This is a genomic window from Microcoleus sp. FACHB-SPT15, from assembly GCF_014849525.1.
Lineage (GTDB): Bacteria > Cyanobacteriota > Cyanobacteriia > Cyanobacteriales > Coleofasciculaceae > Symplocastrum > Symplocastrum torsivum.
In genome coordinates this window covers 1-25,797 of sequence record NZ_JACJNU010000028.1, presented here as the reverse complement: position 1 = coordinate 25,797, position 25,797 = coordinate 1, and the positions used below count along the sequence as shown (strand labels likewise).

General features: G+C 47.2%; 20 protein-coding genes. 4 read left to right on the top strand and 16 right to left on the bottom strand.

Annotated elements, in window-relative coordinates; translation table 11 throughout:
- Positions 1–59: 59 nt before the first annotated feature.
- Positions 60–1,295 (bottom strand): cytochrome P450, encoded by a 1,236-nt coding sequence (locus tag H6F98_RS08370; protein WP_192218215.1) that lies wholly within the window; start codon positions 1,293–1,295, stop codon positions 60–62.
- A 57-nt stretch (positions 1,296–1,352) separates the two neighbouring features.
- Between H6F98_RS08370 and H6F98_RS08365 the strand changes: the two genes are divergently transcribed.
- Together H6F98_RS08365 and H6F98_RS08360 are read left to right on the top strand one after the other, a co-directional pair.
- Positions 1,353–5,033 (top strand): hydantoinase B/oxoprolinase family protein, encoded by a 3,681-nt coding sequence (locus H6F98_RS08365; RefSeq protein ID WP_192218214.1) that lies wholly within the window; start codon positions 1,353–1,355, stop codon positions 5,031–5,033.
- 227 nt (positions 5,034–5,260) lie between these two features.
- Positions 5,261–5,905 (top strand): Uma2 family endonuclease, encoded by a 645-nt coding sequence (locus H6F98_RS08360; RefSeq protein ID WP_192218213.1) that lies wholly within the window; start codon positions 5,261–5,263, stop codon positions 5,903–5,905.
- 104 nt (positions 5,906–6,009) lie between these two features.
- Here H6F98_RS08360 and H6F98_RS08355 read toward each other — a convergent pair whose 3' ends face one another.
- From H6F98_RS08355 to H6F98_RS08305, 11 genes are all read right to left on the bottom strand, one after another.
- Positions 6,010–6,291: a hypothetical protein gene (locus H6F98_RS08355; protein WP_192218212.1), complete on the bottom strand. Its 282-nt coding sequence runs from the start codon at positions 6,289–6,291 to the stop codon at positions 6,010–6,012.
- A 319-nt stretch (positions 6,292–6,610) separates the two neighbouring features.
- Positions 6,611–7,063, bottom strand: a complete 453-nt coding sequence (locus H6F98_RS08350) for a nitrate reductase associated protein (RefSeq protein ID WP_192218211.1) — start codon at positions 7,061–7,063, stop codon at positions 6,611–6,613.
- A 19-nt stretch (positions 7,064–7,082) separates the two neighbouring features.
- A complete protein-coding gene (locus tag H6F98_RS08345; RefSeq protein ID WP_192218210.1) occupies positions 7,083–7,553 on the bottom strand; it encodes a phosphate-starvation-inducible PsiE family protein in 471 nt (156 codons plus the stop codon).
- A 14-nt stretch (positions 7,554–7,567) separates the two neighbouring features.
- Positions 7,568–9,808: a molybdopterin oxidoreductase family protein gene (locus tag H6F98_RS08340; RefSeq protein WP_192218209.1), complete on the bottom strand. Its 2,241-nt coding sequence runs from the start codon at positions 9,806–9,808 to the stop codon at positions 7,568–7,570.
- Between the two features lie 261 nt (positions 9,809–10,069).
- On the bottom strand, positions 10,070–10,933 hold the full coding sequence (locus H6F98_RS08335) for a nitrate ABC transporter ATP-binding protein (protein WP_192218208.1): 864 nt from the start codon (positions 10,931–10,933) through the stop codon (positions 10,070–10,072).
- Between the two features lie 60 nt (positions 10,934–10,993).
- A complete protein-coding gene (locus tag H6F98_RS08330) occupies positions 10,994–13,000 on the bottom strand; it encodes a nitrate ABC transporter ATP-binding protein (protein WP_192218207.1) in 2,007 nt (668 codons plus the stop codon).
- 77 nt (positions 13,001–13,077) lie between these two features.
- On the bottom strand, positions 13,078–13,920 hold the full coding sequence (ntrB, locus tag H6F98_RS08325) for a nitrate ABC transporter permease (protein WP_192218206.1): 843 nt from the start codon (positions 13,918–13,920) through the stop codon (positions 13,078–13,080).
- 98 nt (positions 13,921–14,018) lie between these two features.
- Complete coding sequence (locus H6F98_RS08320) at positions 14,019–15,332, bottom strand: CmpA/NrtA family ABC transporter substrate-binding protein (protein WP_192218205.1); 1,314 nt, start codon at positions 15,330–15,332, stop codon at positions 14,019–14,021.
- Between the two features lie 116 nt (positions 15,333–15,448).
- Positions 15,449–17,002: a ferredoxin--nitrite reductase gene (locus H6F98_RS08315; RefSeq protein WP_192218204.1), complete on the bottom strand. Its 1,554-nt coding sequence runs from the start codon at positions 17,000–17,002 to the stop codon at positions 15,449–15,451.
- Positions 17,003–17,398: 396 nt separating this feature from the next.
- Positions 17,399–17,893: a thioredoxin domain-containing protein gene (locus H6F98_RS08310; protein WP_199348369.1), complete on the bottom strand. Its 495-nt coding sequence runs from the start codon at positions 17,891–17,893 to the stop codon at positions 17,399–17,401.
- A gap of 23 nt (positions 17,894–17,916) precedes the next feature.
- Positions 17,917–19,131, bottom strand: a complete 1,215-nt coding sequence (locus H6F98_RS08305; protein WP_192218202.1) for an RNA-guided endonuclease TnpB family protein — start codon at positions 19,129–19,131, stop codon at positions 17,917–17,919.
- Between the two features lie 259 nt (positions 19,132–19,390).
- Between H6F98_RS08305 and H6F98_RS08300 the strand changes: the two genes are divergently transcribed.
- A complete protein-coding gene (locus tag H6F98_RS08300) occupies positions 19,391–20,692 on the top strand; it encodes a HEAT repeat domain-containing protein (RefSeq protein ID WP_192218201.1) in 1,302 nt (433 codons plus the stop codon).
- Positions 20,693–20,879: 187 nt separating this feature from the next.
- Here H6F98_RS08300 and clpX read toward each other — a convergent pair whose 3' ends face one another.
- Positions 20,880–22,226 carry an ATP-dependent protease ATP-binding subunit ClpX gene (gene clpX / locus H6F98_RS08295; RefSeq protein WP_192218200.1) on the bottom strand — a complete coding sequence of 449 codons (1,347 nt, stop codon included), beginning with the start codon at positions 22,224–22,226 and terminating at the stop codon, positions 20,880–20,882.
- 358 nt (positions 22,227–22,584) lie between these two features.
- Between clpX and H6F98_RS08290 the strand changes: the two genes are divergently transcribed.
- On the top strand, positions 22,585–23,088 hold the full coding sequence (locus H6F98_RS08290) for a transcriptional repressor (protein ID WP_192218199.1): 504 nt from the start codon (positions 22,585–22,587) through the stop codon (positions 23,086–23,088).
- A gap of 97 nt (positions 23,089–23,185) precedes the next feature.
- On the opposite strand, the gene H6F98_RS08285 is transcribed toward H6F98_RS08290, so the two are convergent.
- The 3 genes from H6F98_RS08285 to H6F98_RS08275 all read right to left on the bottom strand — a co-directional run bounded on the left by H6F98_RS08285 (position 23,186) and on the right by H6F98_RS08275 (position 25,398).
- Positions 23,186–24,277, bottom strand: coding sequence for a WD40 repeat domain-containing protein (locus H6F98_RS08285; RefSeq protein ID WP_192218198.1), 1,092 nt, complete (start codon positions 24,275–24,277; stop codon positions 23,186–23,188).
- 48 nt (positions 24,278–24,325) lie between these two features.
- Positions 24,326–24,697, bottom strand: coding sequence for a hypothetical protein (locus H6F98_RS08280; RefSeq protein WP_192218197.1), 372 nt, complete (start codon positions 24,695–24,697; stop codon positions 24,326–24,328).
- Positions 24,698–24,897: 200 nt separating this feature from the next.
- Positions 24,898–25,398 (bottom strand): hypothetical protein, encoded by a 501-nt coding sequence (locus H6F98_RS08275; protein ID WP_396811072.1) that lies wholly within the window; start codon positions 25,396–25,398, stop codon positions 24,898–24,900.
- Between the last annotated feature and the right edge of the window lie 399 nt (positions 25,399–25,797).

Below are 25,797 nucleotides of genomic sequence, written 5' to 3'. Positions count from 1 at the left end.
TGATGACCTACCTATGGAATGCAACTTGGCGTACCTAGCCGGGTGCGGCATTAGCCAGTTCATTGAGGGCGGCTTGTAGCGTTTCCGGAAACTTTAAACGGCATAAACCTGACTTCTAGCTTCTCACAAGCACGTAGAAAGATTCCTTCTTCCTGGGGTGTAAAGCCGTCTTTGAAGGCAATGTCGCGCATCTCATCCAACAGCAGATTGGTGGCGATGGTTACTTCCGCACGTGCCAGCATCGAGCCGACACAAAAATGGCGACCTATCCCAAAAGCTAAGTGATTTGCATCTCCACCGTAGGCGCGTTTGACATCAAGGTCGTCCCGGAAGATGCTGAAGGTATCGGGTTCTTTGTATTTGCGATCGTCCCGGTTAGCGGCACCAATTAAGCACATCACATTAGCGTTCGCAGGAATCGTCGTCCCTGACACTTCGACATCCTCAGTTGTCATCCGGATAATGATATGTACCGGGGGCGAATACCGAAGCGTTTCAGCGAAGGCTTGGTCAATCAGGGTACGATCCTGGCGCACCTGTTCGAGTTGGTCGGGGTGTTCGAGCAAGTTCTTGATGAGATTGGATATTGCCTTATCGGTCGTCAGTCCGCCTGCGTCCAATAGGAGGCTACAAAAGGCTCGAATCTCTTCGTCAGTCATCTGCACACCATCAATTTGAGCTTGACAAAGCGTGGATAGCAAATCATCGCCCGGATTGGTTCGGCGTTCGTGGATGATCGGTAGGATGTGGTCTTGAAACTCATCTTTGGCTCGCATGGCAGCCGCAGTCACTTCAGCATCCTGAGTCACATTTGTAGTCAAGGCAATTATAGAGTCATACCACCTGCGGTAGTATTCCTGATCAGCTCTCGATAGACCCAGCATATCCACAATCACGTTCATAGAAAAGCGCGTGGCGAACTCGCTATATAAATCAACCTCACCTCGCTCTTTGAAAGCATCAATGAGTTCCCGTGCGTTCTTTTCGATTATTGGCAGAAACTTCTGCTGGAGGTCGCGCCCTCGAAAAGTTGGATTCAGCAAGTTGCGATGGGTAGCGTGTTCTCTACCTTCCATTTGGATGATGGTTCTACCGTGAATTGGCTCTACTTGCCACTCATAGCTGCGGTTAGAAAAGATCGGATTTTTTAACGCTTGCTCTATGTCTGCATAGCGGCTGATTATGTAACTCTGGGTTGCCGGATGGAACAAAACAGGATAGTCGTCCCGCATATGCTTGTAGTAGGGATACGGGTTGTGTGCGTACTCGGACGAAAGAATATCAGGGACACCCATGCTGATTCATCATTGTAATAATGAGCTAAATTGCATCAACTTTAATTGAGGAACTCCATGAATGCATCTTTACCTGGAGATAACCGTTGGCAATTCTGGATTGATCGGGGAGGAACCTTTACTGATATCGTGGCGCAGCGTCCGGATGGGCAGTTAATCATTCACAAGCTGCTGTCGGAGAACCCGGAACGCTACACCGATGCGCCAGTGCAGGGGATTCGAGAAATCTTGGGGATTCCGGCTGATGCTCCGATTCCGGCTGAGCAGATTGAAGTGGTGAAGATGGGGACAACGGTAGCGACGAATGCGCTACTGGAACGAAAAGGGGATGCCGTTGTCCTTGTAATCACCAAAGGTTTCCGAGATGCGCTGCGTATTGGCTATCAAAACCGCCCGGATATCTTTGCTCGTCAGATTATCCTGCCAGAAATGCTGTATGAGCGGGTGATTGAGGTAGAGGAACGCTATAGCGATCAAGGTGAAGAGTTAATTCCTGTCAATCTTGAGGAAGTTAGGAAGTCTTTGCAGGAAGCTTACGAGGCTGGAATCCGCAGTTGTGCGATCGCTTTTATGCATGGCTACCGCTATCCGGCTCATGAGAAGGAAGTAGCCACCATAGCATTAGAGATTGGTTTTTCTCAAGTTTCAGTATCCCACGAAATTAGCCCCTTAATGAAGCTAGTGAGCAGAGGCGACACAACTGTTGTTGATGCCTATTTATCACCTATTTTGCGCCGCTATGTAGACCAGGTTGCTGGTCAGTTAGGTGGGGTAGGAACACCGGATGCTGTGTCTTTGCAATTCATGCAATCTAATGGTGGACTGACGGATGCTACAGCGTTTCAGGGGAAAGACAGTATTTTATCGGGTCCTGCGGGTGGCATTGTGGGGGCAGTGCAGACAAGTGCGATCGCAGGCTTCAAAAAAATCATCAGCTTTGACATGGGCGGTACGTCTACCGATGTCGCTCACTACAACGGAGAATATGAGCGCACGTTTGAGACAGAAATTGCAGGTGTGCGGTTGCGAACGCCAATGATGTCAATTCACACGGTAGCGGCAGGCGGCGGTTCAATTCTGCAATATGATGGGGCACGTTATCGGGTTGGTCCAGAGTCGGCTGGGGCAAATCCTGGCCCTGCCTCTTACTCAAAGGGTGGCCCTTTAACCGTGACAGATGCCAATGTGATGGTGGGGAAGTTGCAGCCGGAGTTCTTCCCCAAAGTGTTTGGTTTGAATGGCGATTTGCCGTTGGATGCTGAGGTGGTACGGCAGAAGTTCCAGCAATTGACAGCAGAAATTGGGGATAACCGGACACCAGAACAGGTGGCGGCTGGATTTCTTGCGATCGCAGTTGAGAAAATGGCAAATGCGATTAAGAAAATCTCCCTTCAGCGTGGCTATGACGTTTCGGACTACACCCTTTGCTGCTTTGGTGGTGCGGGTGGACAACACGCTTGCTTAATTGCTGATGCTTTGGGGATGAAGCAGGTGTTTATTCATCCCTTTGCTGGCGTGTTGTCGGCTTACGGAATGGGTTTGGCAGATGTGCGGGTGTTGCGGGAACGAGCCGTAGAAGCCAAACTCAGTGAGGATTTGGTCAACGTAGGGGCGCAAGGCGTTGCACCCTTACCGCAGTTGTTGGAAGAGTTAGCAACAGAGGCAAAGCAGGAATTAAACCTCGACAACACTAAGGACGAGGAAGAGATTCAACTCTTTCAGAGGGTTCACCTCCGATATGAGGGGACAGATACAGCCTTAATTGTCAGTTTCGGCAATGTTGCGGCAATGAAGCAGCAATTTGAAGAGGCGCATCAGCAACAGTATGGTTTCATTGCACCGGAGAAGGGGTTAATTGTTGAGGCAGTTTCGGTTGAGGTGGTGCAAAAGACGTTTACTACAGAAGAACCAGTCATTGAGCGAAAGACAGAGGCTAACCCAGAATCCGTTGCAACTGTTCAGATGTATACAGCAGGCGCGTGGCACGAAACACCTGTGTTTCAGCGAGAGGATTTACAACCGGGAGATTGTATTTCTAGTCCGGCTTTGATTATTGAAGCAACGGGTACAAATGTTATTGAACCCGGTTGGCAAGCTGAATTAACGCAGCGCAATCATTTAGTCCTGAAGCGAATCAAACCCCTAGATGAGAGTGTAGAAGTCGGCACTAACGTCGATCCAGTATTATTAGAAATTTTCAATAACCTATTTCGCTCAATTGCCGAGCAAATGGGAATTACCCTGCAAAATACCAGTTCCTCTGTCAACATCAAGGAACGCTTAGATTTCTCCTGCGCCATCTTCGACCAACAAGGACAGTTAGTTGCCAATGCACCCCATATTCCTGTACATCTAGGCTCAATGAGTGAAAGCGTGGGTAGTTTAATTGAAGCCTACGGCAACACTCTCAAACCAGGAGATGTTTATGTGCTAAACAACCCCTACAACGGCGGCACTCACCTTCCCGATGTCACCGTTATTACCCCAGTATTTGTTGAAGACTCCCCCACTTACTCCATCTCCTCCTCTCCCGATCTCCCTCTCTTCTACGTCGCCTCACGAGGACACCATGCAGACGTCGGCGGCATTACCCCTGGTTCAATGCCTCCCACTAGTACAACGGTTGAGCAAGAAGGGATATTACTAGATAACTTCAAGTTAGTTGAGCAAGGTCATTTCCGGGAAGAGGAACTACGGCAATTACTCTCATCTGGCACTTATCCTGTCCGAAATCTGGAGCAAAACATTGCAGACTTGCAAGCTCAAATTGCGGCAAATGAACGCGGTGTGCAAGAGTTGCGGCGGATGGTGAAGCAATACTCGTTAGAAACTGTGCAAGCTTACATGGGTCATGTGCAGGATAATGCAGAGGTATCGGTACGACGTGCGATCGCATCACTCAAAGATGGTAGCTTCACGGCTAAGTTGGACGATGGCAGCCAAATTCAGGTGACGATTACCATCAACCACAACAACCGCAACGCCAAGATTGATTTTACTGGCACTTCACCTCAACTACAGAGTAATTTCAATGCACCATCTGCTGTTTGCAAAGCAGCAGTCCTCTATGTCTTCCGCACCTTGGTAAATGACGATATTCCTCTCAATGCAGGTTGTCTCAAACCTCTGGAAATCATCATTCCCGAAGGCTGTATGCTCAATCCCCGTTATCCTGCCGCCGTAGTTGCAGGAAATGTCGAGACTTCTCAGGCAATTACCGATGCATTGTATGGTGCGCTGGGAGTGCTGGCAGCATCTCAGGGAACGATGAATAACTTCACTTTCGGCAATGGACGCTATCAATACTATGAAACCATTTGTGGAGGTTCCGGTGCAGGTGCGGATTTCGATGGCACCGATGCAGTCCACACTCACATGACTAATTCTCGCCTAACTGACCCCGAAGTGTTGGAATGGCGGTTCCCTGTTCTCTTAGTAAGCTTCGGAATTCGCCCTAATAGTGGCGGGAAAGGGGAACATCACGGTGGGAATGGTGTTATCCGTCGCCTACGTTTCCTCGAACCGATGACGGCGGCAATTCTCTCAAGTCATCGCGTTGTTCCTCCTTATGGTTTACAAGGTGGTGAAGCAGGTGCTTTGGGACGGAATTATGTTGAACGTAGCGATGGAACCATAGAGGAATTAGGCAGCACGGCTGTTGTGGAGATGGAGGCGGGAGAGATGTTTACAATTGAAACACCTGGAGGCGGAGGTTATGGTTCGCCAGCAAACCTTTAATCCAAAATCCACCCCCCTACGCCCTTGTAAAGCTACGGTGTATACAAAAGTCTTTCTCGCCCCCTAAATCCCCCAATTCTGGGGGACTTTGAACTCCGGTCTACCAGTATGATGCTGTAACTGAGTTCCGGAGTGCGATTAGACAGAAGTAGGACTAGTAGCGATCGCACCTCACCAATCAAAATAATTTTTATTTTTTTAAGGTCAACTTCTTAAGGTAATAACTCATGCAAACACTAACTATTGAACTGGCTGAACAACGAGTAATCTTGTCCAATATAAGTTGGCAAACATTTGAGCAATTACTCAAAGAATTAGGAGATAACCGCACCTCTCGCTTGGCTTACGATGAAGGAGTGTTAGAAATAATGACACCGTTAGGACGGCATGAGAATAATAACCGCTTTATTGAAAGTATAATTGGTGCGATCGCTGATGAATTAAATCTAAATCTTAAGAGATTTGGTTCTTTAACCCTGAAGCGAAGTAAAAAGCTAAAAGGAGCAGAACCTGACTCTTGTTACTATCTCCAAAATGAACCCCTTGTCAGAAGTAAACAAGAAATTGACTTAGATAATGACCCGCCTCCAGATTTAGTGTTAGAAATTGATATCACCAGTGGTTCTCTAAATAAGCAACCCATTTATGCAGCGATTGGTGTCCCAGAATTTTGGCACTATAACGGAAATAAATTACAAGTTTTTGTTCTACAACAATCAAAGGAAGAGTATCAATCTGTTAGTCAGAGTCCAACTTTTCCTTGGATGCCTTTAGATGCTATTCCCAGGTTTATCCACCAGAGTTTAGTAGATGGGGAAACAGCAACTTTACGGGCTTTTCGAGCTTGGGTGAGAGAGCAACACAATGGGTAAAGTTCTTTAATAGTTAGATTTATTTTTTAAAGAGGCAATTTTTGTAGGTTCGGTATTGCAGGAGTGCAATTAATTGCACCCCTACGGTAAATACCTTAAGGACTTTATTGATTCTTTCCGTCTCGCTTCTGAAGTATTACAGGCATGAAGACCTTGTTATATTCAGCCAAGGCAAGCATGAAAATAGCAAAAGCTAAGATGATTGCGACGGCGATACCTCCGTATTGAACTAATGCTACTGTGTCTAATTGTCCAAGCGATGGAGTAGTTACAACTGAAGCTGTGCCAATACTTTGTTCTGGATTAGCGATCGCTGTTGGGTTATACTGTAACTGATTAGCTTGCGGTTGCTGTGCCTGAGGCTGCTTTTCTGGTGACTGAAGCATAGGTTTTGAGAGTGTTTTTGTCAAGGTTTAAAGCGGCAAACTTGCAACTAAAAACATCGTATTATCTACTCTTCGTTAAGTCCCAGAAAATCAGCTCCGATTTATTAGAAATATCCGGAAAAGTTTTTCCGATTCTTCAAGATGGTCGGAAATCAAATTAGATAAAACTGTAGGGGCGCACAGCTGTGCGCCCCTACAGGAGGAAACGTTGCAAGAAGCCATCAAGACTCTGACGCGCCACGATGTAGTTCAAGAGTACGATGGTTCCTGGCGCATCATTGTTGAACTCTTCCGTCGTTGGGTTTTGCAATCTTGTTGATTAAACTAACTGAAACTCCTTGAGGGCAGGGAGGAAGTTTTTATTTTCATGGCTAGGACGGCTAAGTTTAATCAGTGCAAAACGTTGAGTGGATGTTAGGGATGCCCAGTTTTGTAATGTTAAAGATACACCCAATTCTTGGACTTTCTCTTGAACAGTCGGTGGAATTGTTGTTGCATCCATCCATGCCGGATTATCTTCAATAGGAAGGTCAGATGCTGGTGTGCCAGTATGGTTTATCACCAAATTTTGTATATCTTCTCGATAGGTTTGAATTTCTTCTACTGTTGTACAAGGTTTCTCTACAAGTTCCTGACGTTCTTCCTGGGTAAACTGGTGCCAATGCGTTAGCTTGAGTTTTGTACCACAGGTATCTAATTTCATCCGGACTTGCATGGGAATACAGCGCAGGGAATCAACAAAATCTGCTTCAAATTGAAAGAAGTTAGTCATGAGATAAACGCTTTACTACTCAATGATTTCTGACATTAGCCTGTCGCATAATCCAATAACTAATTGAAAGGGACAGAACTGCTGCCGCTAAGCCAAGCAATTGCCCACCGGAGACTTTTTCAAAATCCAGAATGATAATTTTACGAGCGCCAGCAATCAAAGCTGTGATAAATACCAGCTCAACCTGAACTACGTGCTTGCGTAGGTAAGCGGTGATATTTTCCATTAGTTCCAAGGCAATCAACACATTCAAAAATAGTCCGAAAACTTCAAGGATGAATGACTTTTCAGAACGAACTTCTGGAGAAAGTGTGAATAGTGCTATTACTAAATATACACCGAGGTCAAAGACAGTGAATATTAGTACTAGCACCATTGCTAGTGAAAGAAGCTTGGCAACCAGGCTTTCTGTTCTATCGAGAAAATAGAGAAAATTTTCAACCCCGGTAACACTCTCAACTCGTTTAGATAATTTTTGAAACCACCGCATCTCTTCTACTGGCTTTACACTGAAGGGGATGCTGTGAGGATACTTGATTGCGAAGGTTGAAGTAAATCGTTTGCAATACTAGAGTGGCTCTGGATTGGCACAAGCTGTACAGCACAGGCTTTCAGTTCTGGTTGGTGAGACTCAGGACAGGATTCTGGATGAGTGAGGGCGTTGGCTTCGGCATTGTCTGCCCAGAGTGCGCCCCAGTGAATCGGTACGAAGACAGTACCAGGTGCGATCGCTTTTGTCACTTTGGCAGGAAAACGACTTTTACCACGACGCGATCGCACTTCTACCCAGCTTTGATCTTTAATTCCTAACGCCTTAGCATCACGAGGGTGAATTTCAATAAAGGGATTAGGATGCATCTGCTGAATCTTCGGGATGCGCCCTGTGCGGGTTTGGGTGTGCCAATGACCATAAAGCCGTCCCGTTGTCAAGACTAAGGGATAATTTGGATCAGGTGGTTCTGCCAGTCCTCGTGAATGATAAGCGGCGAACTGAGCGCGTCCGTCAGGAGTAGAGAAGCGTAAATCAGTATAGAGCCGTTTGGGAGAATTCCCTTCCCCACTCCCTTGTTCAGGGCACGGCCATTGTAAGGGGCCTTCTTGCTTGAGACGCTCGTGACTAATACCCGATACATCACAGACTCGTCCTTTCGTCAACTGAACATATTCTGCGTAAACTTCAGCCGAGGTTTGGAAAGAAAACTTGTCGGCAAAACCCAATCGCCGTCCTACTTCAGCAAAGATTTCCCAATCCGCTTTCGCTTCTCCAGGGGGGTGGCAAAAGGCTTGGCAGAGTGTGACCATTCGCTCAGAGTTAGTCATCGTGCCAGTTTTCTCGCCCCACTGTGCGCTTGGGAGTAGGACATGAGCGTAGGCAGTGGTTTCTGTTGGGTAATAGGCTTCCTGGTAAACCGTAAAAGGCGTTAGCGAAGCGGCACCGGAGGTGCTTCGCCTCAAAGCCGCTTTTACTCGTTCCAAGTCAGGCAAGCTCACCACCGGATTAGTCGCCGTAATCCAGAGAAACTTCACATCCCCAGTTTCTAATCCCCGAATAATCTCCCAAGCCGTGCGACCGGGATAAGGTGAAATTTGTCCGGGTTTTAGCCCCCAAAACTCCTCAAGTTCTGCTCGATGTTGGGGATTTTTTACTGACCGATAGCCCGGTAAGATATGGCACAATCCCCCTGTTTCCCGTCCTCCCATCGCGTTCGGTTGACCTGTAAGGGAAAACGGACCACACCCTGGCTTACCAATTTGACCTGTCATCAGGTGTAAGTTAATTAGGGTACGCACCTTCGCTGTACCTTCAGAAGACTGATTGACACCCATCGACCACATCGAGAGGACGCGATTAGACTGGCTCCAGTATCGAGCCGCCGTTTCGAGTTCACTCTCTGCAATGCCACACCGTTGAGCAACGATGTGCGGGGGATAGTGGCGAACTATCTCCGCAAAAGCATGGAAATTCGCGGTACATTCGTCAATAAATAAGTTGTCAATCTTGCCCCAACGCAGCACTAAGTAGGCAATTCCATTAAGTAAATCAATATCTGTACCGGGTCGAATTGCCAGATGCAAGTCAGCCGCTTCCGCTGTGGGTGTCCGGCGAGGGTCTACCACAATCATCTTCACCTGGCGATTTTTCTTGTGATGTTTTGCCAGACGATTGAAAACAATCGGGTGACACTCAGCCGCATTGGTACCGATCAAAAAAGCACAATCAGTTAATTCCAAATCTTCATAGCAGCAGGGGGGGCCATCGGAACCCAAGCTTTGGGTATAACCAGTAACGGCTGAGGACATACACAGCCGGGAATTGGAATCAAAGTTATTCGTACCCAGACAGCCTTTGAGCAGCTTCTGGGCAACGTAGTAGTCTTCAGTTTGTAGCTGACCGGAGCCATACATACACATTGCATCAGCCCCGGCAGTTGTGACAACACGCTGAAGTCGGCTCACCACTCGCTGGAGAGCTTCTTCCCAAGTGACGCGCACGAATGGCTCATCTAAGGAATCACGCATCATCGGATAGCGCAATCGGCTTTTGTGAGTTGCCTCAGTAACAGTTGCCCCTTTGACACAAACCATACCAAGACTTGAGGGATGGGTGCGATCGCCTCGCACTTTCCAAGCTGGTGTCCCTTCACTATCTCGATTGGTTTCTTTTCCCTGTTGCGCTGGGGGTGTTACTTCCAAGCCGCAACCAACGCCACAGTAAGGGCAAAGGGTTTTGATACTATCCACCACAATTCCTCCGATTGGTCATCCCTGATGAGTTAAAGCCAAAGGAGTTCAGAATTCTTCTGAATCCTGGACTTGCCTGGAGATAGGAGCGACCGATAGGCAGCAGGGGTTATAATTCCCCACGCTCACTTTGTTCAGTGGCTTACTTTCAGGTGGGGTCTGAATCCCCATCCGAATTGCTTTCTGAACTCCTTTCAACTCCTCCATCCTGAACTCCTTTCAACTCCTGCAACTCCTGACTCCTCAACTCCTTACTTTCAATCTCTATGCGGCTGCATCATCATGGGCAAAGCGACGGTACAGGAAGTCTAGGGCGTAGTTACGCAGTTCGTAGTACTTTGGGTCTTCCATAATCCGAGCGCGATTTCTAGGACGCTTGAAGGGAATATCCATCACTTCACCAATATGAGCCGCAGGCCCGTTGGTCATCATCACGAGTCGGTCAGCGAGGAAAAGAGCCTCATCAATATCGTGAGTAATCATCAGGACGGTAACTTGATGGTCACGCCAAATTTTTAGCAGTTCTTCCTGTAGTTCTTCTTTCGTGATGGCATCCAAGGCACCAAAGGGTTCGTCCAAAATCAAGATTTCCGGGCGAATTGATAAAGCACGCGCGATCGCAACTCGTTGCTTCATCCCCCCCGATAACTGCGAAGGCTTCTTATCCATTGCCTCAGTCAGTCCCACCATCTCCAAATGCTCCCGCGCAATTGCTCGCTTCTCGGCTTGGGTTTTGTTGGGATAAACTGAATCAACTCCGAGGTAGACGTTCTCAAACGCACTCAGCCAAGGCAGTAGGGCGTAATTTTGAAACACCATCATTCGGTCTGGCCCAGGCTCAGTCACGCGCTGATTTTTCAACAACACATTCCCATGACTGGGTTGCGAGAAACCTGCCACCATATTCAGCAGCGTTGACTTACCACAGCCAGAGTGACCAATCAGGCAAACAAACTCGCCTTCTTTAACGGTTAGGTTAACGCCAGTGAGAACTGTATAGGGACCATTCGGCGTGGGATAAACTTTGGCAACATCCTCAATCACCAGAAACGGTTCGCTAGTTTTCGCCTTTGGACTTTGGATTTGGGTTTCTGAGTTGAGAAGGGTATTAGTGTTGAGAGCAGTCATGATTGTAGGGGGAATGAAGAGTTCAATAGGGAACGTAGTCAGCAAGTCAAAAGTCAAAACTTAAGCAACTGAGGCAGCGACAGCATCAATGTCGATTTCTTCGACGCGAATCTCACGTTTGATTTCCAAACTATTGAGGTAGGCGATCGGGTTATCGGGGTCGAAGATCGTGCCGTCAAATAGTTGGATTGGGTCGCGATCGCGTCCAAAATCTGCGAATTCCAACTGCCGTGCCGCTTCACCAAAGATGTCCGCCCGCCGAACACGCTCGATAATGTTTAGCCAGTTTTTCGGGAAGGGAGTTAGTCCCCAACGTGCCATCTGAGTCATGACCCAGAGGATTTCTACTCGTTCGGGATAGTTGGTTTGCTCAACAAAGAACTGGTTGTAGCGCTGTATCGTTTTGGGTTCAGCGTTGGTTCCCCAATCGTATGGGTCGATGAATCCCGGACGAATATCCTCGGCTAAAGCGCCAACGTATTGGTCTTGAGCCAGTAAACCAACAATCTCTTCTCGGTTGCGTAGGTCATCGCAATATTCACACGCTTCCAATAAAGCTTTGACGAGGGCAAGGTGAGTTTCTGGATACTTATTCGCCCACTCTTCCCGGACTCCTAGAACTTTTTCAATGTGTCCAGGAAAAATATCTGCATCTGTCCTGATGACAAAACCATGCCCTTCATTGACAGCACGGGAGTTCCAGGGTTCACCCACACAGTAACCATCAATGTTTCCCGCTTTCAGATTCGAGATCATCTGCGGCGGCGGAATTACTGTCAAACTGACATCCCGATCGGGGTCAATTCCACCGGATGCTAGCCAGTAGCGCAGCATCAAGTTTTGCATTGAGGATGGATAGACGACACCCAAGGTGTGAACCTTATCAGGAGTCGCTTGCAGGGCTGCTTTGAAGTCAGCCAAGGTACGAACGCCTTGGTCGTATAACCGCTTACTGAGGGTAATGGCATTGCCGTTACGGGACAGTGCTAAAGCACTTACCATTGGCACTGGCGTGTTATTACCCGCCCCTAGTGTCAGGGACATGGGCATCCCCGCGACCATCTGGGCAGCATCGAGTCGTCCGGTGACCATCCCTTTTGCGATCGCTTTCCAACTGGGTTCGCGGTTTAATGTGACTTCTTCTAACCCGTGTTTCTCAAAGAAGCCTTTTTCTTTCGCAACGACTAAGGGCGCACAATCGGTGAGGGGAATAAAGCCAATTTCCAGATTGATTTTTTCCAAGCCATTACGGGCAATAACTTGTGGCTTCTTCGATTGACGCAGCTTGGCTTTCTTCTGCTGGTTGAGGAAGTAAATCATCTCATTCCGGTAGCTGTAGTAGCTGGGATGATTTACGACTTCCATACGTTGGCGAGGGCGCGGAATGTCTACATCGAGAATTTGCCCAATGTGAGATTCTGGCCCATTGGTCAGCATCACAATCCGGTCAGAGAGCAACAACGCTTCATCAACATCGTGAGTGACCATGATGCAGGTGACGCGGCTTTCTTCGCAGATTTTCATCAACTGCTCTTGCAAACCACCACGGGTTAGGGCATCTAATGCACCAAAGGGTTCATCCAAGAGCAACAACTTCGGGCGCAGGGCGAGGGCGCGTGCGATCGCAACTCGCTGTTTCATCCCTCCTGAAAGCTCACCGGGTCGCTTCTTCGCGGCGTGTCGCAGCCCGACTAAATCAATATGATGTTCAATAATCTCTTTGCGTTCGCTGGCTGGACGATTTGCCATTACTTCGTCCACACCCAAGGCGATGTTTTCACGAACGCTTAGCCAGGGGAGTAGCGAGTAGTTCTGGAATACCACCATGCGATCGGGGCCGGGTTGCGTTACTTGCCGTCCTTCCAGAATGACACCGCCATGAGTCGGTTTATCCAAACCTGCAACGATATTCAAAAGCGTGGATTTACCACAACCTGAATGTCCAATTAAGGAAATAAACTCTCCTTGTTTGATTTTCAGTTCAATATTTCTGAGGGCAACATAGCTGCCACCATTAGGCAGGGGAAATATCCGGTCTACATGGTCTACTTCAACAAATACAGACATGATAATTGCTTATTGTGAGAGTGTTCACTGGCTAATCGCTATTGGTTCAATCTCTTAGCTAACAGCTATTAGCACCGTTATTTCTGTTCTTCTGGCACAACTTTACTGGCGACAAAAGCAACAAGTCTGTCTAGGAGCAAACCAACAACCCCCACGTAGACAAGCGCCAGGATGATTTCACTGATAGCGGAACTGTTGTAAGCGTCCCAAATAAAGAACCCGATTCCCACACCACCAACTAACATCTCTGCCGCGATAATCGCCAACCAAGATAATCCAATTCCAATTCGTAAGCCTGTAAAAATGTAGGGAACGGCGGCTGGAAAGAGAACTTTGAAGAAATACTTTTGGCGTGATAAACGCAACACCTTGGCAACGTTTCGGTAATCTTGAGGAATCTGTTGCACACCCACTGTGGTGTTAATAATAATTGGCCAAATTGCTGTAATGAAAATTACAAAAATTGCAGAAGGTTGGCTATCGCGAAAGGCGGCTAGTGAAATAGGTAACCAAGCAAGAGGAGGGATTGTCCGCAAGACCTGAAAAAGCGGGTCTAGCGCGTCATACATGAATTTATTGCTGCCAATTAAAATCCCTAGCCCAATCCCGACAATCGTAGACAGAGTAAACCCGATCGCAACTCGTCCTAAGCTCGCGGCAATCTGTAATCCTAACCCTTTATCTGTACCACCGTTATCAAAGAAGGGATTGATAATCAGAGGGTCCCAAGTGTCCTGAAAAACCGTAATCGGACTGGGTAAATTTGAATCAGGACTCATGCACAGGAGTTGCCAGATTACAAGAAAAATAGCTAGGGCAACCAACGGGCGGATAATCTTTTGAGAGTGCTTCTGGATTAGAGAAAGCGGAGAATTTTGCCGAGCAGTGCGCCGAGAGCGGCTTTCAAGATTTGCTGTCATTTTCCTTTTAAAAGTCGTGGAGTGGAACCGAAATGTGTTGGGATTTTGAATAAAGGTTTAGTTGCTAGCCCAATGCAAAATCCCTAGTTGTCGCTAGCTTATGCTTTCTTAATCTTGAGGCTCTTCAAATATCCTGCTGTATCTTCTGGATCAAATTTGACTCCATCGAAGAACGTTTCAACCCCACGGGACGTACTAGTTGGGATATCAGCATCGGCAACACCAATCGCCTTTGCCGCTTCTTTCCACAAATCTTCCCGGTTTACTTTATCAATGATTCCCTTGATATCTGTATCAGCGGGAAGATAGCCCCAACGAATTTCTTCTGTGAGGAACCAAGCATCATGACTCTTGAAGGGATAGGACGCATTATCTGCCCAGAACTTCATTAATAGAGGGCTGTTCTGTTGAGTGCGACCATCACCATAGTCAATATTGCCTTTGGCGCGCTCAATAATGTCTTTTTCTGGAACCTTGAACCACTGGCGCTTCGAGACGATTTTGACCATCTCTGCTTTATTTTCCGGCTTATCACACCACTGTTGGGCTTCTTGCACCGCCATGAGGATAGCCTTAGCTGCCTTGGGATTCTTATCCACCCAATCCGCCCGCATGGATAAGGCTTTCTCAGGATGGTCTTTCCACAGTTCCCCGGTAATCAGAGCGGTATAACCTTCCTTTTGATTAACTAGCTGTGCGTTCCAAGGTTCACCGACACAAAAAGCTTCCATCCCACCGACTTTCATATTCGCCACCATCTGAGGCGGTGGCACGGGGATTGTAGAAATATCGGTGTCTGGATTAATGCCACCAGCGGCTAGCCAGTAGCGCATCCAGAGGTCATGGGTGCCACCCGGAAAGGTTATCGCTGCCTTAAGTTCTTTGCCAGAAGATTTAGCTTTGGAAAAAGCCTCCTTGAGTGCCTTGCTATCTAAGCCAACTTTCAAGTCTTTGTAAGTATTCGCAACAGAAATTGCCTGACCGTTGGTATTCAACCGTGCCAGGATGTACATCGGCACAGGCTGCTTGGTAATCTTACCCAAAGACATCAGGTAAGGCATGGGGGACAAGATATGCGCTCCATCAATACCACCACTAGCAGAACCCAACTCTATGTTGTCGCGAGTAACCGGCCAAGAGGCTTGCTTGACGACCTCGACATCCTTCATGCCGTACTTCTCAAACAAGCCGTTTTCCTTCGCAACAATCAACGGTGCAGCATCGGTCAGGGCAATAAATCCCAGCTTGGCGGTCGTAACTTCTGGAGTATCAGCGGGGCTGAGGTTGGCAGCTTGAGTGTTGCCAGCACTTGATTTCGAGGTCGGGCCAGAGGAACAACCGTGAGCCAAGAGAGAGGTTGCGGTGGCTGCGCCTGCGGTGATGATAAATTGCCGTCTGGTGAACTTTGTCATTGTGTATTGATGGCTTGTAGTGGTTTTATGGCGGTAGTTGAAGCGTTTCCCAGTTGCGGTGCTACGGTTGGAACGTAAGGATGGACTTAAGCGTTGCCTTGACAAGTGGGATGACTTTAGGACGAAACAGCGGCTTCCTGCCGTGGTTTAGCTCCAAATTGTTCAATGAGTAAGTCTCGCAACAAGGGCTTCAAATCTTCGCAAGCAATGCCCTTTTGGACACAGGTACCGAGTTGGGCATCTTTGCCAACTTTGCCACCCATGTAGAGATCAACGCCTTCGGCGGCTTGACCGTTTTTGCGTACCTTCGTACCCATCAGACCAATGTCGGCGACTTGTGGCTGGCCGCAAGAGTTGGGGCAACCTGTCCAGTGAATCCGAACTGGACGTGGCAGGGAAAGTTCGGCTTCCAGTGCCTTGATCATTGCTAGGGCACGATTTTTTGTTTCAATCAAGGCAAAGTTACAAAATTGTGAACCCGTGCAAGACACTAAGGCTTGGGTTAGAGGGTCTGGGTTGATGGAGAAGCGTTCCAGTATGGGTTCAGCGAGGAGGGCATCTAAGCGAGAATCTGGAACATTGGGGATAATCACGTTTTGTTCAACGGTGAGACGAATTTCACCATTACCGTAGACTTCAGCCATACGGGCTAGGTCGAACATATCCTCGGCATAGAGGCGTCCAACGGGGATGTGCAAACCGACGTAGTTCAAACCTGATTGCTTTTGCGGAAAAACACCAATGTGGTCGCGCTTTTCCCAGTCAATCTCATCTTTTTCAGCAGCGGTTTGTAGAGCGTGACCGAGTTGCTCTTCTACAACTGCCCGGAATTTTTCAATCCCCCATTCGTCAATTAGCCACATCAACCGTGCTTTTTGCCGATTCGCTCTTAAACCGTGGTCGCGGTAGACTTCTAAGACGGCACGGCTTAGCGCTACGACCGTATCTGGTGTAACCCAGGCATTGAGGGGAATTGCTGCGTCACAGCGCTTGGCGGAGAAGAAGCCACCAACGACAACGTTAAAGCCCAGTACGCCATATTTATAGGCTGGAACAAAGGCGAGGTCGTTGATTTCCGCGTGGACGCAGTTGTCACGTCCGCCTGCGATCGCAATATTAAATTTTCGGGGTAGGTTGGTAAATTCTGGGTTCCCTTCACCACCATTGGTGATCATGTCTTGAACCTGCTGTACCAACTCCCGTGTGTCAAACAACTCATCGGCATCAATCCCAGCAACCGGAGAACCGGTGATATTGCGGACATTATCCATCCCCGATTGCACCGAGGTTAAGCCTACTGAGTGAAACCGATTGAAAATATCTGGAATATCTTCGAGTCGGATACCTCGTAGTTGAAGGTTCTGCCGAGTGGTAATGTCTGCATTGCCATCTTCGCCATAGCGCTGCACCACTTCGGCGAGTACCCGCATTTGAACACTGGTAAGAATGCCATTGGGTAAACGCATCCGCAACATAAACTTACCAGGGGTAACAGGGCGGAAGAAAACTCCGACCCACTTCAACCGATGATCTCGGTCTGTTTCATCAACCGCTTCCCAGCCGAGTTGGGCAAATTGATCGAGTTGTGCCTTTACTGCAAGGCCATCTTTTTGGGCTTTAAATTTTTCAAATTTGTTTAGGCTTGCTGCTGGCGTGGCTGCGCTTGTCATAGGTTTATCCTTAGTGCGTAGCGCTCAAATGCCTGAAGTTGGTCTGGAGCGCTGATTCGGTTGCTCATTGCACATAAGGTTATGTAAGCTAGATAGTATATTTTGTATGTTTAGTTACAAAATATTTCTATTCATGAAGAAAATGCATAGTATTGATGCATTTTTTGATTTTGAGAAAGAATGATTCATTCTTAAGGTAGATACAGGGGTGCAGACCCATACAGTGAACAAGAAGAATATAGGACAGGAGTTCAGAATTCTCCTGTTAGCGAAGCGGCTCTGAAGCAGCTACTTTGGACAAGTATTTATAGCAAGGACTTCCAAAAAATGAACTGTCGGGGGGACAGCATTGCTGTCCTCCCGACGATGACACAGAGTAAATTTTTCTAGCTGTCTCTACAACGTCGGATTCACCAGTTGCTCTAAATACTGGGCAAGGATTGGTTCTGGTACTTTACCAATTAAGGTTTTGAGTACCTGAAGATCGGGTGTGATGAAGAAAAGTTGGGGTACACCTCTGACATGATACTGCTGGACTGCTTGACGCCATTGAGATTCGTCAACATTCAGCATGACAAAGTTAACCTGCGAACCATATTGCTCATGGAACTTGGTAACGCTGGGAGCTAATGCCTGACAACTAGTACACCAATCAGCATAAAACTCAACCAGAGTTGGCTTACCATTACTCAGGGCGGTGTCATAAGGGACAGACTGTTGTGCCATTGCTCTTAAGTGAGTTAGACCATCTAGAGACATTGGGCTTGCTGCTGCTTGATCTAAGCGAGTCAGGAAAAAACAAGCGCAACAAAACAGGATAAAGAGTCCTGCAATGAGAGAAAACCTTAGTTTTGGCTTAGTACTGTCCATTTCATTTTGCGATCGCTTCATTCTCAATCTTGACACTCCCACGGCTAAAGCGCGTGGGATTCTTGGTTCAACAACTCGCCGTTAGACGACAGGATTGCTCCAACCGCCCAAGAGGGCAAATCTCCCCAAGCGTAAGTTCCGGTATGCCCTACCGTACATAGTGCTAATTTCAGGATGTTCTTCGCGGCATTTGTATCTCTATCTTCAATTAACCCGCAGTCTGGACAAACATGAGTTCTTGTTGATAGGGACTTCTTCACTTTAGAGCCACAGCTAGAGCAATTCTGACTTGTGTTATGGGGAGGTACAGCAATCGTGACTTTCCCATACTTATGCCCGAAATACTCTAACCATTGACGAAATGTTGACCAACCTGCATCACTGATAGATTTAGCTAGATGTCGATTCTTTACTAGCCCTTTCACATTCAAGTCTTCATAGGCTACCAAATCGTTAGATTGGATCACGGAGTACGCAACTCGCTTGCAATACTCTTTTCGCTGCCTACTTACTCTTAAATGTTTTCGAGCGTATCGATTTCTAGCTCTGTGGTAGTTTTTAGACTGCGGTAAGCCACCTTTAACGAACTTCTTGGACTTTTTACGATTAGCTCGGTTGAGCTGACGCTCTGACTTTCTGTAGAACTGGGGGGACTTCTCGGTATTACCTTTGTTATCGGCAATGAAGAAATTAAGCCCTAGGTCAATGCCAATAACTTGCCCTGTAGGTTCAGTCTCTACTCTAACTCTGGCATCAACGGCAAATTGGGCGTAGTATCCATCAGCCCTGCGGAGCAATCGAACTCGTTTAATCTGCTTAATGTCATAGTAATTAAGGTCATAGGTTCCCTTAAGCTTGAGAGTCCCTATGCTCTTACCATCCCGGAAAGTAATAGCCTTCCGATTTGACGAAAGTTTCCAGCCGCTAGTTTTATATTCAACTGAGCGGCAATGCTTTTTGTATTTTGGAAAACCTTTCTTTCCCTTGACTTTCTTTTTGCAATTGTCGAAAAATCGAGCAATTGCGCTCCAAGTTCGTTCTGCCGCAGATTGTCTTGCCATTGAATTGAGTTCTTCAGCAAAGGGGAATTCAGACGCTAGTACAGCGCAATATTTATTGAGGTCATATTGGCGCAAACCCTTGTTATCCATCCAATAGCGCAAGCACTTGTTTTGAATGAATTGGCTGGTACGAATTGCCTCATCTATGGCGCGATATTGAGCCTCTTTTCCCTTAACTTTAAACTCGTAAACAATCATGGCTTCGACCTAACTTCCACGCTTCTTAGATTAACCAACTTCACATAAGGTCGCTGATTAAGTTTTGTGGCTTCGTTGCAAGATTTATGGGTCAGCTCCGTCCCTCCGCTGAGCCGCCTTATATCCGACGATTGAAAGACGTGGGATATACAGGCGTTTTCTATAAACTGGGCATCTGGAGGTGACATGGGACTTGCGCGATACTCGAACCTCGGTCAAAGTAAATTTATCTCGCCGCAAACAACAAAAACTTTGAATAATGACAAATGTTTTAGAACAAGCAACCGCTGCGGCACAGCAGGGTAATTGGTCATCGCTCAATCAATTCTTGCAGCAACTACCACTGGGTAAGAAAGCCAAAGATGCCGATGCGGATTCAGCACCACTGAATGAATCTGATTTAGAGCAGGTGTTGAAGTTAGCGTTGGAGGTTCTTGAAGCGGGTGATTTTCAAGATCGCTGGGAGGTTGCGAAGGTATTTCCCAAGCTAGGGTCAATTGCGATCGCACCATTGATAGGTATTCTAGAAGACGACGAAGCCGACTTGGAAGTGCGCTGGTTTACGGCTCGCATCCTTGGAGAATTTAATGATCCCACGGTGATTACGACATTAGTCGATTTGCTGAAGACGGCTGAGGATGAAGACTTAACGGACATGGCAGCAACCGCACTTTCTAGCCTCGGTGATTCAGCAATTGAGGCTCTAGCAAATTTATTGTCAGAGCCAAATTCCCGGTTGCTTGCGACTACAGCACTTTCCCAAATCCGTCGTCCGGAAATTATTACTCCTCTATTAGGTGTTGTTGACGACCCTCAAGTGGCAGTACGTTCAACGGCAATTGAAGCCCTGAGTAGCTTCCACGACTCTAGAATTCCCCCAGTTCTCCTCAAGGCTTTAAAAGATCACGCCGCAGTGGTGAGAAAGGAAGCCGTAATTGGTTTAGGCTTGCGCTCTGATCTACGGGAAGAATTAGACTTACTAAACCAGCTAAAACCGCTACTTTATGACTTCAACCCGGATGTTTGCCAGCAAGCTGCGATCGCATTAGGGCGCATGGGAACGGATGAAGCGGCTGATGCTTTGTTTAAGGTACTCCAGTCACCCGCTACTCCTGCTCCCATTCAAATTGATCTCATCCGAGCAATGAGTTGGGTAGGAACACCTAAGAGCTTGGACTACTTGCAGCAAGCCCTTGACACAGCCTCCATAGAGTGCAGTCAGGAAATCATCAGAGTGCTAGGACAGGTAGAGGAGCCAGTTCTCAGGGCAAAAGCTGCCCAGATTCTCCTCGATCTCAACTCACAAAACCCAGCACGACAGGTTGCAATCGTTAAACAAGCGCTTGCCCTTGCTTGGGGCCAGTTAGGAGAAGTTTGTGCAATGGAGGCATTAGTTGAGCTACTCGCAGATCCAACTGATACTGTAAGGCTTCATGCGATCGCTGCCCTAAAAAACTTTCCCCATGCCCATCAGCAATTAGAACAGCTAGCCAATAATGAGCAACTGACACCCGCCTTAAAACAGGGAATTGCGATCGCGCTAGCTGAATGGAATATTTGATCGGAAAGAAGGGGTTAGGTTGTAGGTGGCAGGGGAAAGGGATTTTCCTTGCAACGTTAGTGAACGATAGCTCATGGTGCCTAATATGAAGTCCAACGCGATCGCTTTGTCTTTTTGTCAGTGGTCAGTTAATTGTTTCTACTGACCACCAACAACCAACCACTAAAAACCAACAACCAACAACCACTTAAGCCGATTCAGGTTTCAGTAACCAGGAGGGATGTACTAGTAGTTCAGCCGTGGAGCGTTTTTCTACCATCTCCCGTGTAATGGTGCAGCGATTGATATCCTTACGGGAGGGTAACTCATACATGACATCTAGCATGAGTTCTTCCAAGATGCCGCGCAAGGCTCTTGCGCCAGTTTTGCGTCGAAAGGCTTCTTGTGCGATCGCTTTTAGGGCATCGGACTGAAACTCTAAACGGACATTATCCATCTTGAGTAATTTTTGATATTGCTTCACCAAAGCATTGCGAGGTTGTGTCAAGATTGCCATCAAAGCTTCTTCATCCAGTGCTTCTACGGCTGTAATTACAGGTAAGCGTCCAATCAGTTCTGGAATTAGACCAAACTTCACCAAATCCTCTGGTTCCAAGTGCTTGAATAGTTCTGCTGATAGCTCTTGCGGTGCTTGCGCCTCACCTGGTTGCACAAAACCAATTGATTTCTTCCCAGTCCGTTGCTCTACTACTTTGTCTAAACCAACAAAGGCACCACCACAAATGAAGAGAATATTACTGGTGTCAATTTGAATGCACTCCTGATAGGGATGCTTCCGTCCACCTTGAGGCGGTACGTTCACCACCGTCCCTTCCAAAATCTTTAGTAAAGCTTGCTGGACACCCTCGCCTGAAACATCCCGCGTAATTGACGGGTTTTCACTCTTACGAGCAATTTTGTCAATTTCGTCAATATAGATAATGCCTTGCTCTGCTGTCTCAACATCAAAATCCGCAACTTGTAACAGTCGTAACAAAATATTTTCTACATCGTCCCCAACATATCCGGCTTCCGTTAGGGTCGTGGCATCAGCGACAGCAAAGGGGACATCCAGTTGAGAGGCAAGCGTTTGCGCTAACAGTGTTTTGCCGCACCCCGTAGGACCGATCAGAAGGATGTTCGACTTTTGCAGTTTGATCGAGTCCTCAGGGACGGTTTTGCCACCATTATTCTGATCAACGCTAAGACGCTTGTAATGGTTATAAACGGCAACAGAAAGGACTTTTTTCGCTTGCTGTTGACCAATAACGTGAGTGTCCAACGCTTGCTTGATTTCGGTTGGCTTGTGAAGGAGATGCCAAGCACGATGGTTGGCGCTTTTTTGTGGCTTTGGCGGTTGTTCAGAGTTCAGCGTCGGTTGAATGGCTGTGTCATTGTCATTGGAGGAGTTGAGCAGTTCCTCATCTAAGATTTCGTTGCACAGTTCCACACATTCATCACAAATGTAGACGCCAGGCCCGGCAATCAATTTGCGTACCTGCTCAGAAGACTTACCGCAAAACGAACATCTTAAATATGAGTCGTACTTGGACATATCAATAATCTTGGCTTGAGGGGTGGTGACAGGATGCTGACCTGTAGTCCAGTGTTGCTTATAGAATAATCAGCTAAACCCAGGAGAATGGTATTGGCTGTGCGCTTTGTGAATTAACTACTACTCCTAGCAGTCGGGGTGCCTTTTCCTACCAAATGTGTACTCAGATGACTGGTATACCGAAAAACAATTACCACTACCATTCTAAGAACAATTACACGGTGATTGGAGTAGCGACAAGCTTTTCAACAGTTCTCAACAATGCAATGCGATTCATTCTCAATTAGCTGATTTTGTTGCAAGTAAGACATGAGATAACTATCATTGTCAATAATGGGTTTTTTTTGAGAGGGTTATTATGGCTCCCTACACAGCGGCTTCACTCAAATCCGAGCTAAATTCCCGTGGTTGGCGTTTAACTCCGCAACGGGAAACGATTCTACACGTCTTTCAAAATCTTCCTAAAGGTGACCATCTGAGCGCTGAAGAACTTCACGATTTATTGCATCAACGTGGTGAATTAATCAGTTTGTCTACAATCTACCGCAGCGTCAAGTTAATGTCGCGGATGGGCATCTTACGAGAACTGGAATTGGCAGAAGGACATAAGCATTACGAACTCAATCAGCCTTTCCCCCATCATCATCATCATCTAGTTTGTATTCAATGCAACTGGACGATTGAATTTGAAAATGATTCGATTTTGAAGCAAGGGATGAAGCAAGTAGAAAAAGACGGCTTCCAGTTGATTGACTGCCAGTTGACAATTCATACCATTTGTCCTGAGGCGCTACGCATGGGATGGCCTTCTGCACTACCGAGTAATTGGTCTTGCTCACGCGCGATCGCACATGGACATTAATATAAATTAAGCAAAAGATAATTAATTTGTTTAATTAAGCGGTCAATAGTCAAGAAAAAGTAACTCAATCTAATAGAGAATTTAAAAGCACATCAGCTTACTCAGCTTTTTCCCAAATTAACAATTCACCATTCTGACCACCAGCCGCTAGTAATGGCAATCCTTGTGTTCGTCTTTGTCCTTGGGGATGCCAAGCAAGACAAGAGAATCCAGCCGTTGCTCCTTCCAAGATTTGGGCAACTTGCTCAGCGTCTTGCCACAGACAGAGGTAACCATCGTCAGCGGCTGAGGCTAAGAGGAAAGAACCGGGTTGAAATGCGATCGCCTGCACAATTCCCTCATGCAGATCTAATACCCTCGCTTCCCACCCTGCTGACTCATCGAGTTGCTTTTCCCATACTGTGATACTTTGAGCGCAGGACGCGGCCAGCAACGGGGCACCGACGGGTGTCAAGGGTTCCGACCAGGTAGCACTACGAATCTTACCAGCAAACCCCCGCATCACCCACGGGTCAGGGTTATTCCATTCCAAAACCGTGAGGGTGCGATCCATGTTGCCAGAGGCGAGATACTGATTATCCGTTGACCAGGCGATCGCAATACTAGCAGCGCGTATATCCAAACTATAGGGAGCATCATCCCAGTTTTGGGCATTCCAAACCTTAACCCCTCGATGACCACAAACCGCTAAATACTGTCCATCCGGACGCCAATGGATACCGAGAACTGAGGATGCCGCAAAATTTAGAGTTGCTGTAACTTCACCTAAATCAGCATCCCAAATCTGCACAGAACGCCCACTACTAAACGCTAGTTGGTTCCCGATGGGACTCCAATCCAGCTTTTCAACCCAAAGTGAGTGAGGGGAGGACAGTGTAGTGGGGCGAAGTTCGGCAGAGATATTATTAGAATCTGGTGGTAAATGCCAAATTCTTACCTGTCCATCCTGTCCACCTGCGGCGAGAAATTGTCCATCTGGGGAGAAGCCAAGGCTATCTATGGATTCACTGGTGCTAGTTTGTAAGGCGGTAAATGCACCAGGCATCCACAGCCTCACTTCACCAATCGCTGAACTGGCGGCAAGAATCTCACTCGTAGGCGACCAAGCGATCGCTGTTACATAATCATTCAGCGTTCCTTGCCATTGCGTTTCAAGTAAGTTTTTGCCCCCAATTTCTAAGCCAAACACTTGTGCAAATCCTCTTTGAGCTAGGGTTTCACGTCCCCAGTTACTAGCTTACGAAACTGGAGCTAGACCACGCATCTGACGGATCGCATTGATACAAACAATACAGTCACAGCCAAAGAGTTGGACAGCCGCATCACTCTCTTCTTCTGTAAAATTGAGCATTGGCGGCTCTGAAGATGACGAATCAAAGCTAGCTACCTGTGCTTCAGTGATAGAGCCTGTGCTAGCAATTTGAGTCGTTTGCGAAAAACGCGCACAGGTTAAACGACTGGCTGGAGAATTGGATATACAGGAGGGACTATCTGTGGCAGAAGTTAGTGGTTCTGCTGCATGGACGGGGTTAACCGTTACTAGCATAGACAGCATTGAGCCAAAAATAGTAGGACTCGAAAGCAGAGCTAGGACAAGCTTCTTATTCATATCTCCAGATTGAATTGTGCTTTGAACAGTTAGATTAGCTGATTTGGGGTTTCTATTCAAACTCAGCTTTTTCTTTCTACAAGCAGAAAGCCTATCCTCAGGGCTTTGCATCGTTACGGGATGATGGTGTTTGTCGGGAGAGTACACGTACAGCCTCTCCCTGGAAGGCAACTTGATCGTCCCCTAAATTACCACAAACCTTACTTACCCTTCAATTGCGCTTTCGCTTGCTCCAGTGCAATTTCTTTAAATGCCTGATAGGAACTGATATTTGAAGCACCCTCGATTGCCTTGACGGCTAAATCCTGTACTTGTTTCAGGGCAGCATCTAATTGTTTCGAGAGGTTTTGAATTCGTGTTTCTGAAGCCTGGATTGTCTGTTCTAGCGACTGAATCCTCAGTTCGTAGAAGCGCTTGTTGCCTTCTACATCCTTGTTTTGCAAATTTGCCTTCACTTTTACCTGAGAGTTGGCAATGCCTTTGCCCTCTTCTTTAGCCTTTTTGATCGCAGTTTCCTTGTCCTTCTCAAAGGCTTCTACCTTGGTTTTGAGTTCTTCAAACTGTTTTTCTCGTTCTGCGATCGCTTTTTCTCGCTCAGTCCACTGTTGTTCCTGCTGTTGTTTGGCATCTTCCAGTTGCTTATATAAACTCTTCTGGTTCTGCTGATATTCCTCGTCATCTAAGCTGCGTCGAAGCGCCAAATCATACTCATACTCTTGTGCATGCCGCTGACGAATTTTACTCTGCTCGTCATTGCATTCCTTAGTCCGCGCAGGCGGACTTCGTTTGTTTAGCCGCGACTTCGAGTCGCTCTTGTCTTAAGTTGACACCAATGAAAGCTTTGCGCCCCTACCATGCGTCGCGTCTGTGCGTAAGTTCTGGCTCTGCTTCTACCAATTAACGTCAGGGGCAAATGCGCTGCCCTCATAGCATTTTGGCAAGAGACTTAATAAATGTTGCTTCAGGAGAGTGCCATTCCGCTTGCACTAGTGCATCCCGGCAGAAGTAACTAACCACTTCAGCCCGGTACTGGGTAACCCTTGAACTTCCATTGAAATGGTTTAGCCATCGTTCGGTTAAAGTAGTCGATGAAAGCCAGA

Bases quoted from the DNA above. Each gene is read 5' to 3' on its own strand.
- H6F98_RS08370 (WP_192218215.1), bottom strand. From the start codon at position 1,295: ATGGGTGTCCCTGATATTCTTTCGTCCGAGTACGCACACAACCCGTAT.
- H6F98_RS08365 (WP_192218214.1), top strand. From the start codon at position 1,353: ATGAATGCATCTTTACCTGGAGATAACCGTTGGCAATTCTGGATTGAT.
- H6F98_RS08360 (WP_192218213.1), top strand. From the start codon at position 5,261: ATGCAAACACTAACTATTGAACTGGCTGAACAACGAGTAATCTTGTCC.
- H6F98_RS08355 (WP_192218212.1), bottom strand. From the start codon at position 6,291: ATGCTTCAGTCACCAGAAAAGCAGCCTCAGGCACAGCAACCGCAAGCT.
- H6F98_RS08350 (WP_192218211.1), bottom strand. From the start codon at position 7,063: ATGACTAACTTCTTTCAATTTGAAGCAGATTTTGTTGATTCCCTGCGC.
- H6F98_RS08345 (WP_192218210.1), bottom strand. From the start codon at position 7,553: ATGCGGTGGTTTCAAAAATTATCTAAACGAGTTGAGAGTGTTACCGGG.
- H6F98_RS08335 (WP_192218208.1), bottom strand. From the start codon at position 10,933: ATGACTGCTCTCAACACTAATACCCTTCTCAACTCAGAAACCCAAATC.
- H6F98_RS08330 (WP_192218207.1), bottom strand. From the start codon at position 13,000: ATGTCTGTATTTGTTGAAGTAGACCATGTAGACCGGATATTTCCCCTG.
- ntrB (WP_192218206.1), bottom strand. From the start codon at position 13,920: ATGACAGCAAATCTTGAAAGCCGCTCTCGGCGCACTGCTCGGCAAAAT.
- H6F98_RS08320 (WP_192218205.1), bottom strand. From the start codon at position 15,332: ATGACAAAGTTCACCAGACGGCAATTTATCATCACCGCAGGCGCAGCC.
- H6F98_RS08315 (WP_192218204.1), bottom strand. From the start codon at position 17,002: ATGACAAGCGCAGCCACGCCAGCAGCAAGCCTAAACAAATTTGAAAAA.
- H6F98_RS08310 (WP_199348369.1), bottom strand. From the start codon at position 17,893: ATGAAGCGATCGCAAAATGAAATGGACAGTACTAAGCCAAAACTAAGG.
- H6F98_RS08305 (WP_192218202.1), bottom strand. From the start codon at position 19,131: ATGATTGTTTACGAGTTTAAAGTTAAGGGAAAAGAGGCTCAATATCGC.
- H6F98_RS08300 (WP_192218201.1), top strand. From the start codon at position 19,391: ATGACAAATGTTTTAGAACAAGCAACCGCTGCGGCACAGCAGGGTAAT.
- clpX (WP_192218200.1), bottom strand. From the start codon at position 22,226: ATGTCCAAGTACGACTCATATTTAAGATGTTCGTTTTGCGGTAAGTCT.
- H6F98_RS08290 (WP_192218199.1), top strand. From the start codon at position 22,585: ATGGCTCCCTACACAGCGGCTTCACTCAAATCCGAGCTAAATTCCCGT.
- H6F98_RS08280 (WP_192218197.1), bottom strand. From the start codon at position 24,697: ATGAATAAGAAGCTTGTCCTAGCTCTGCTTTCGAGTCCTACTATTTTT.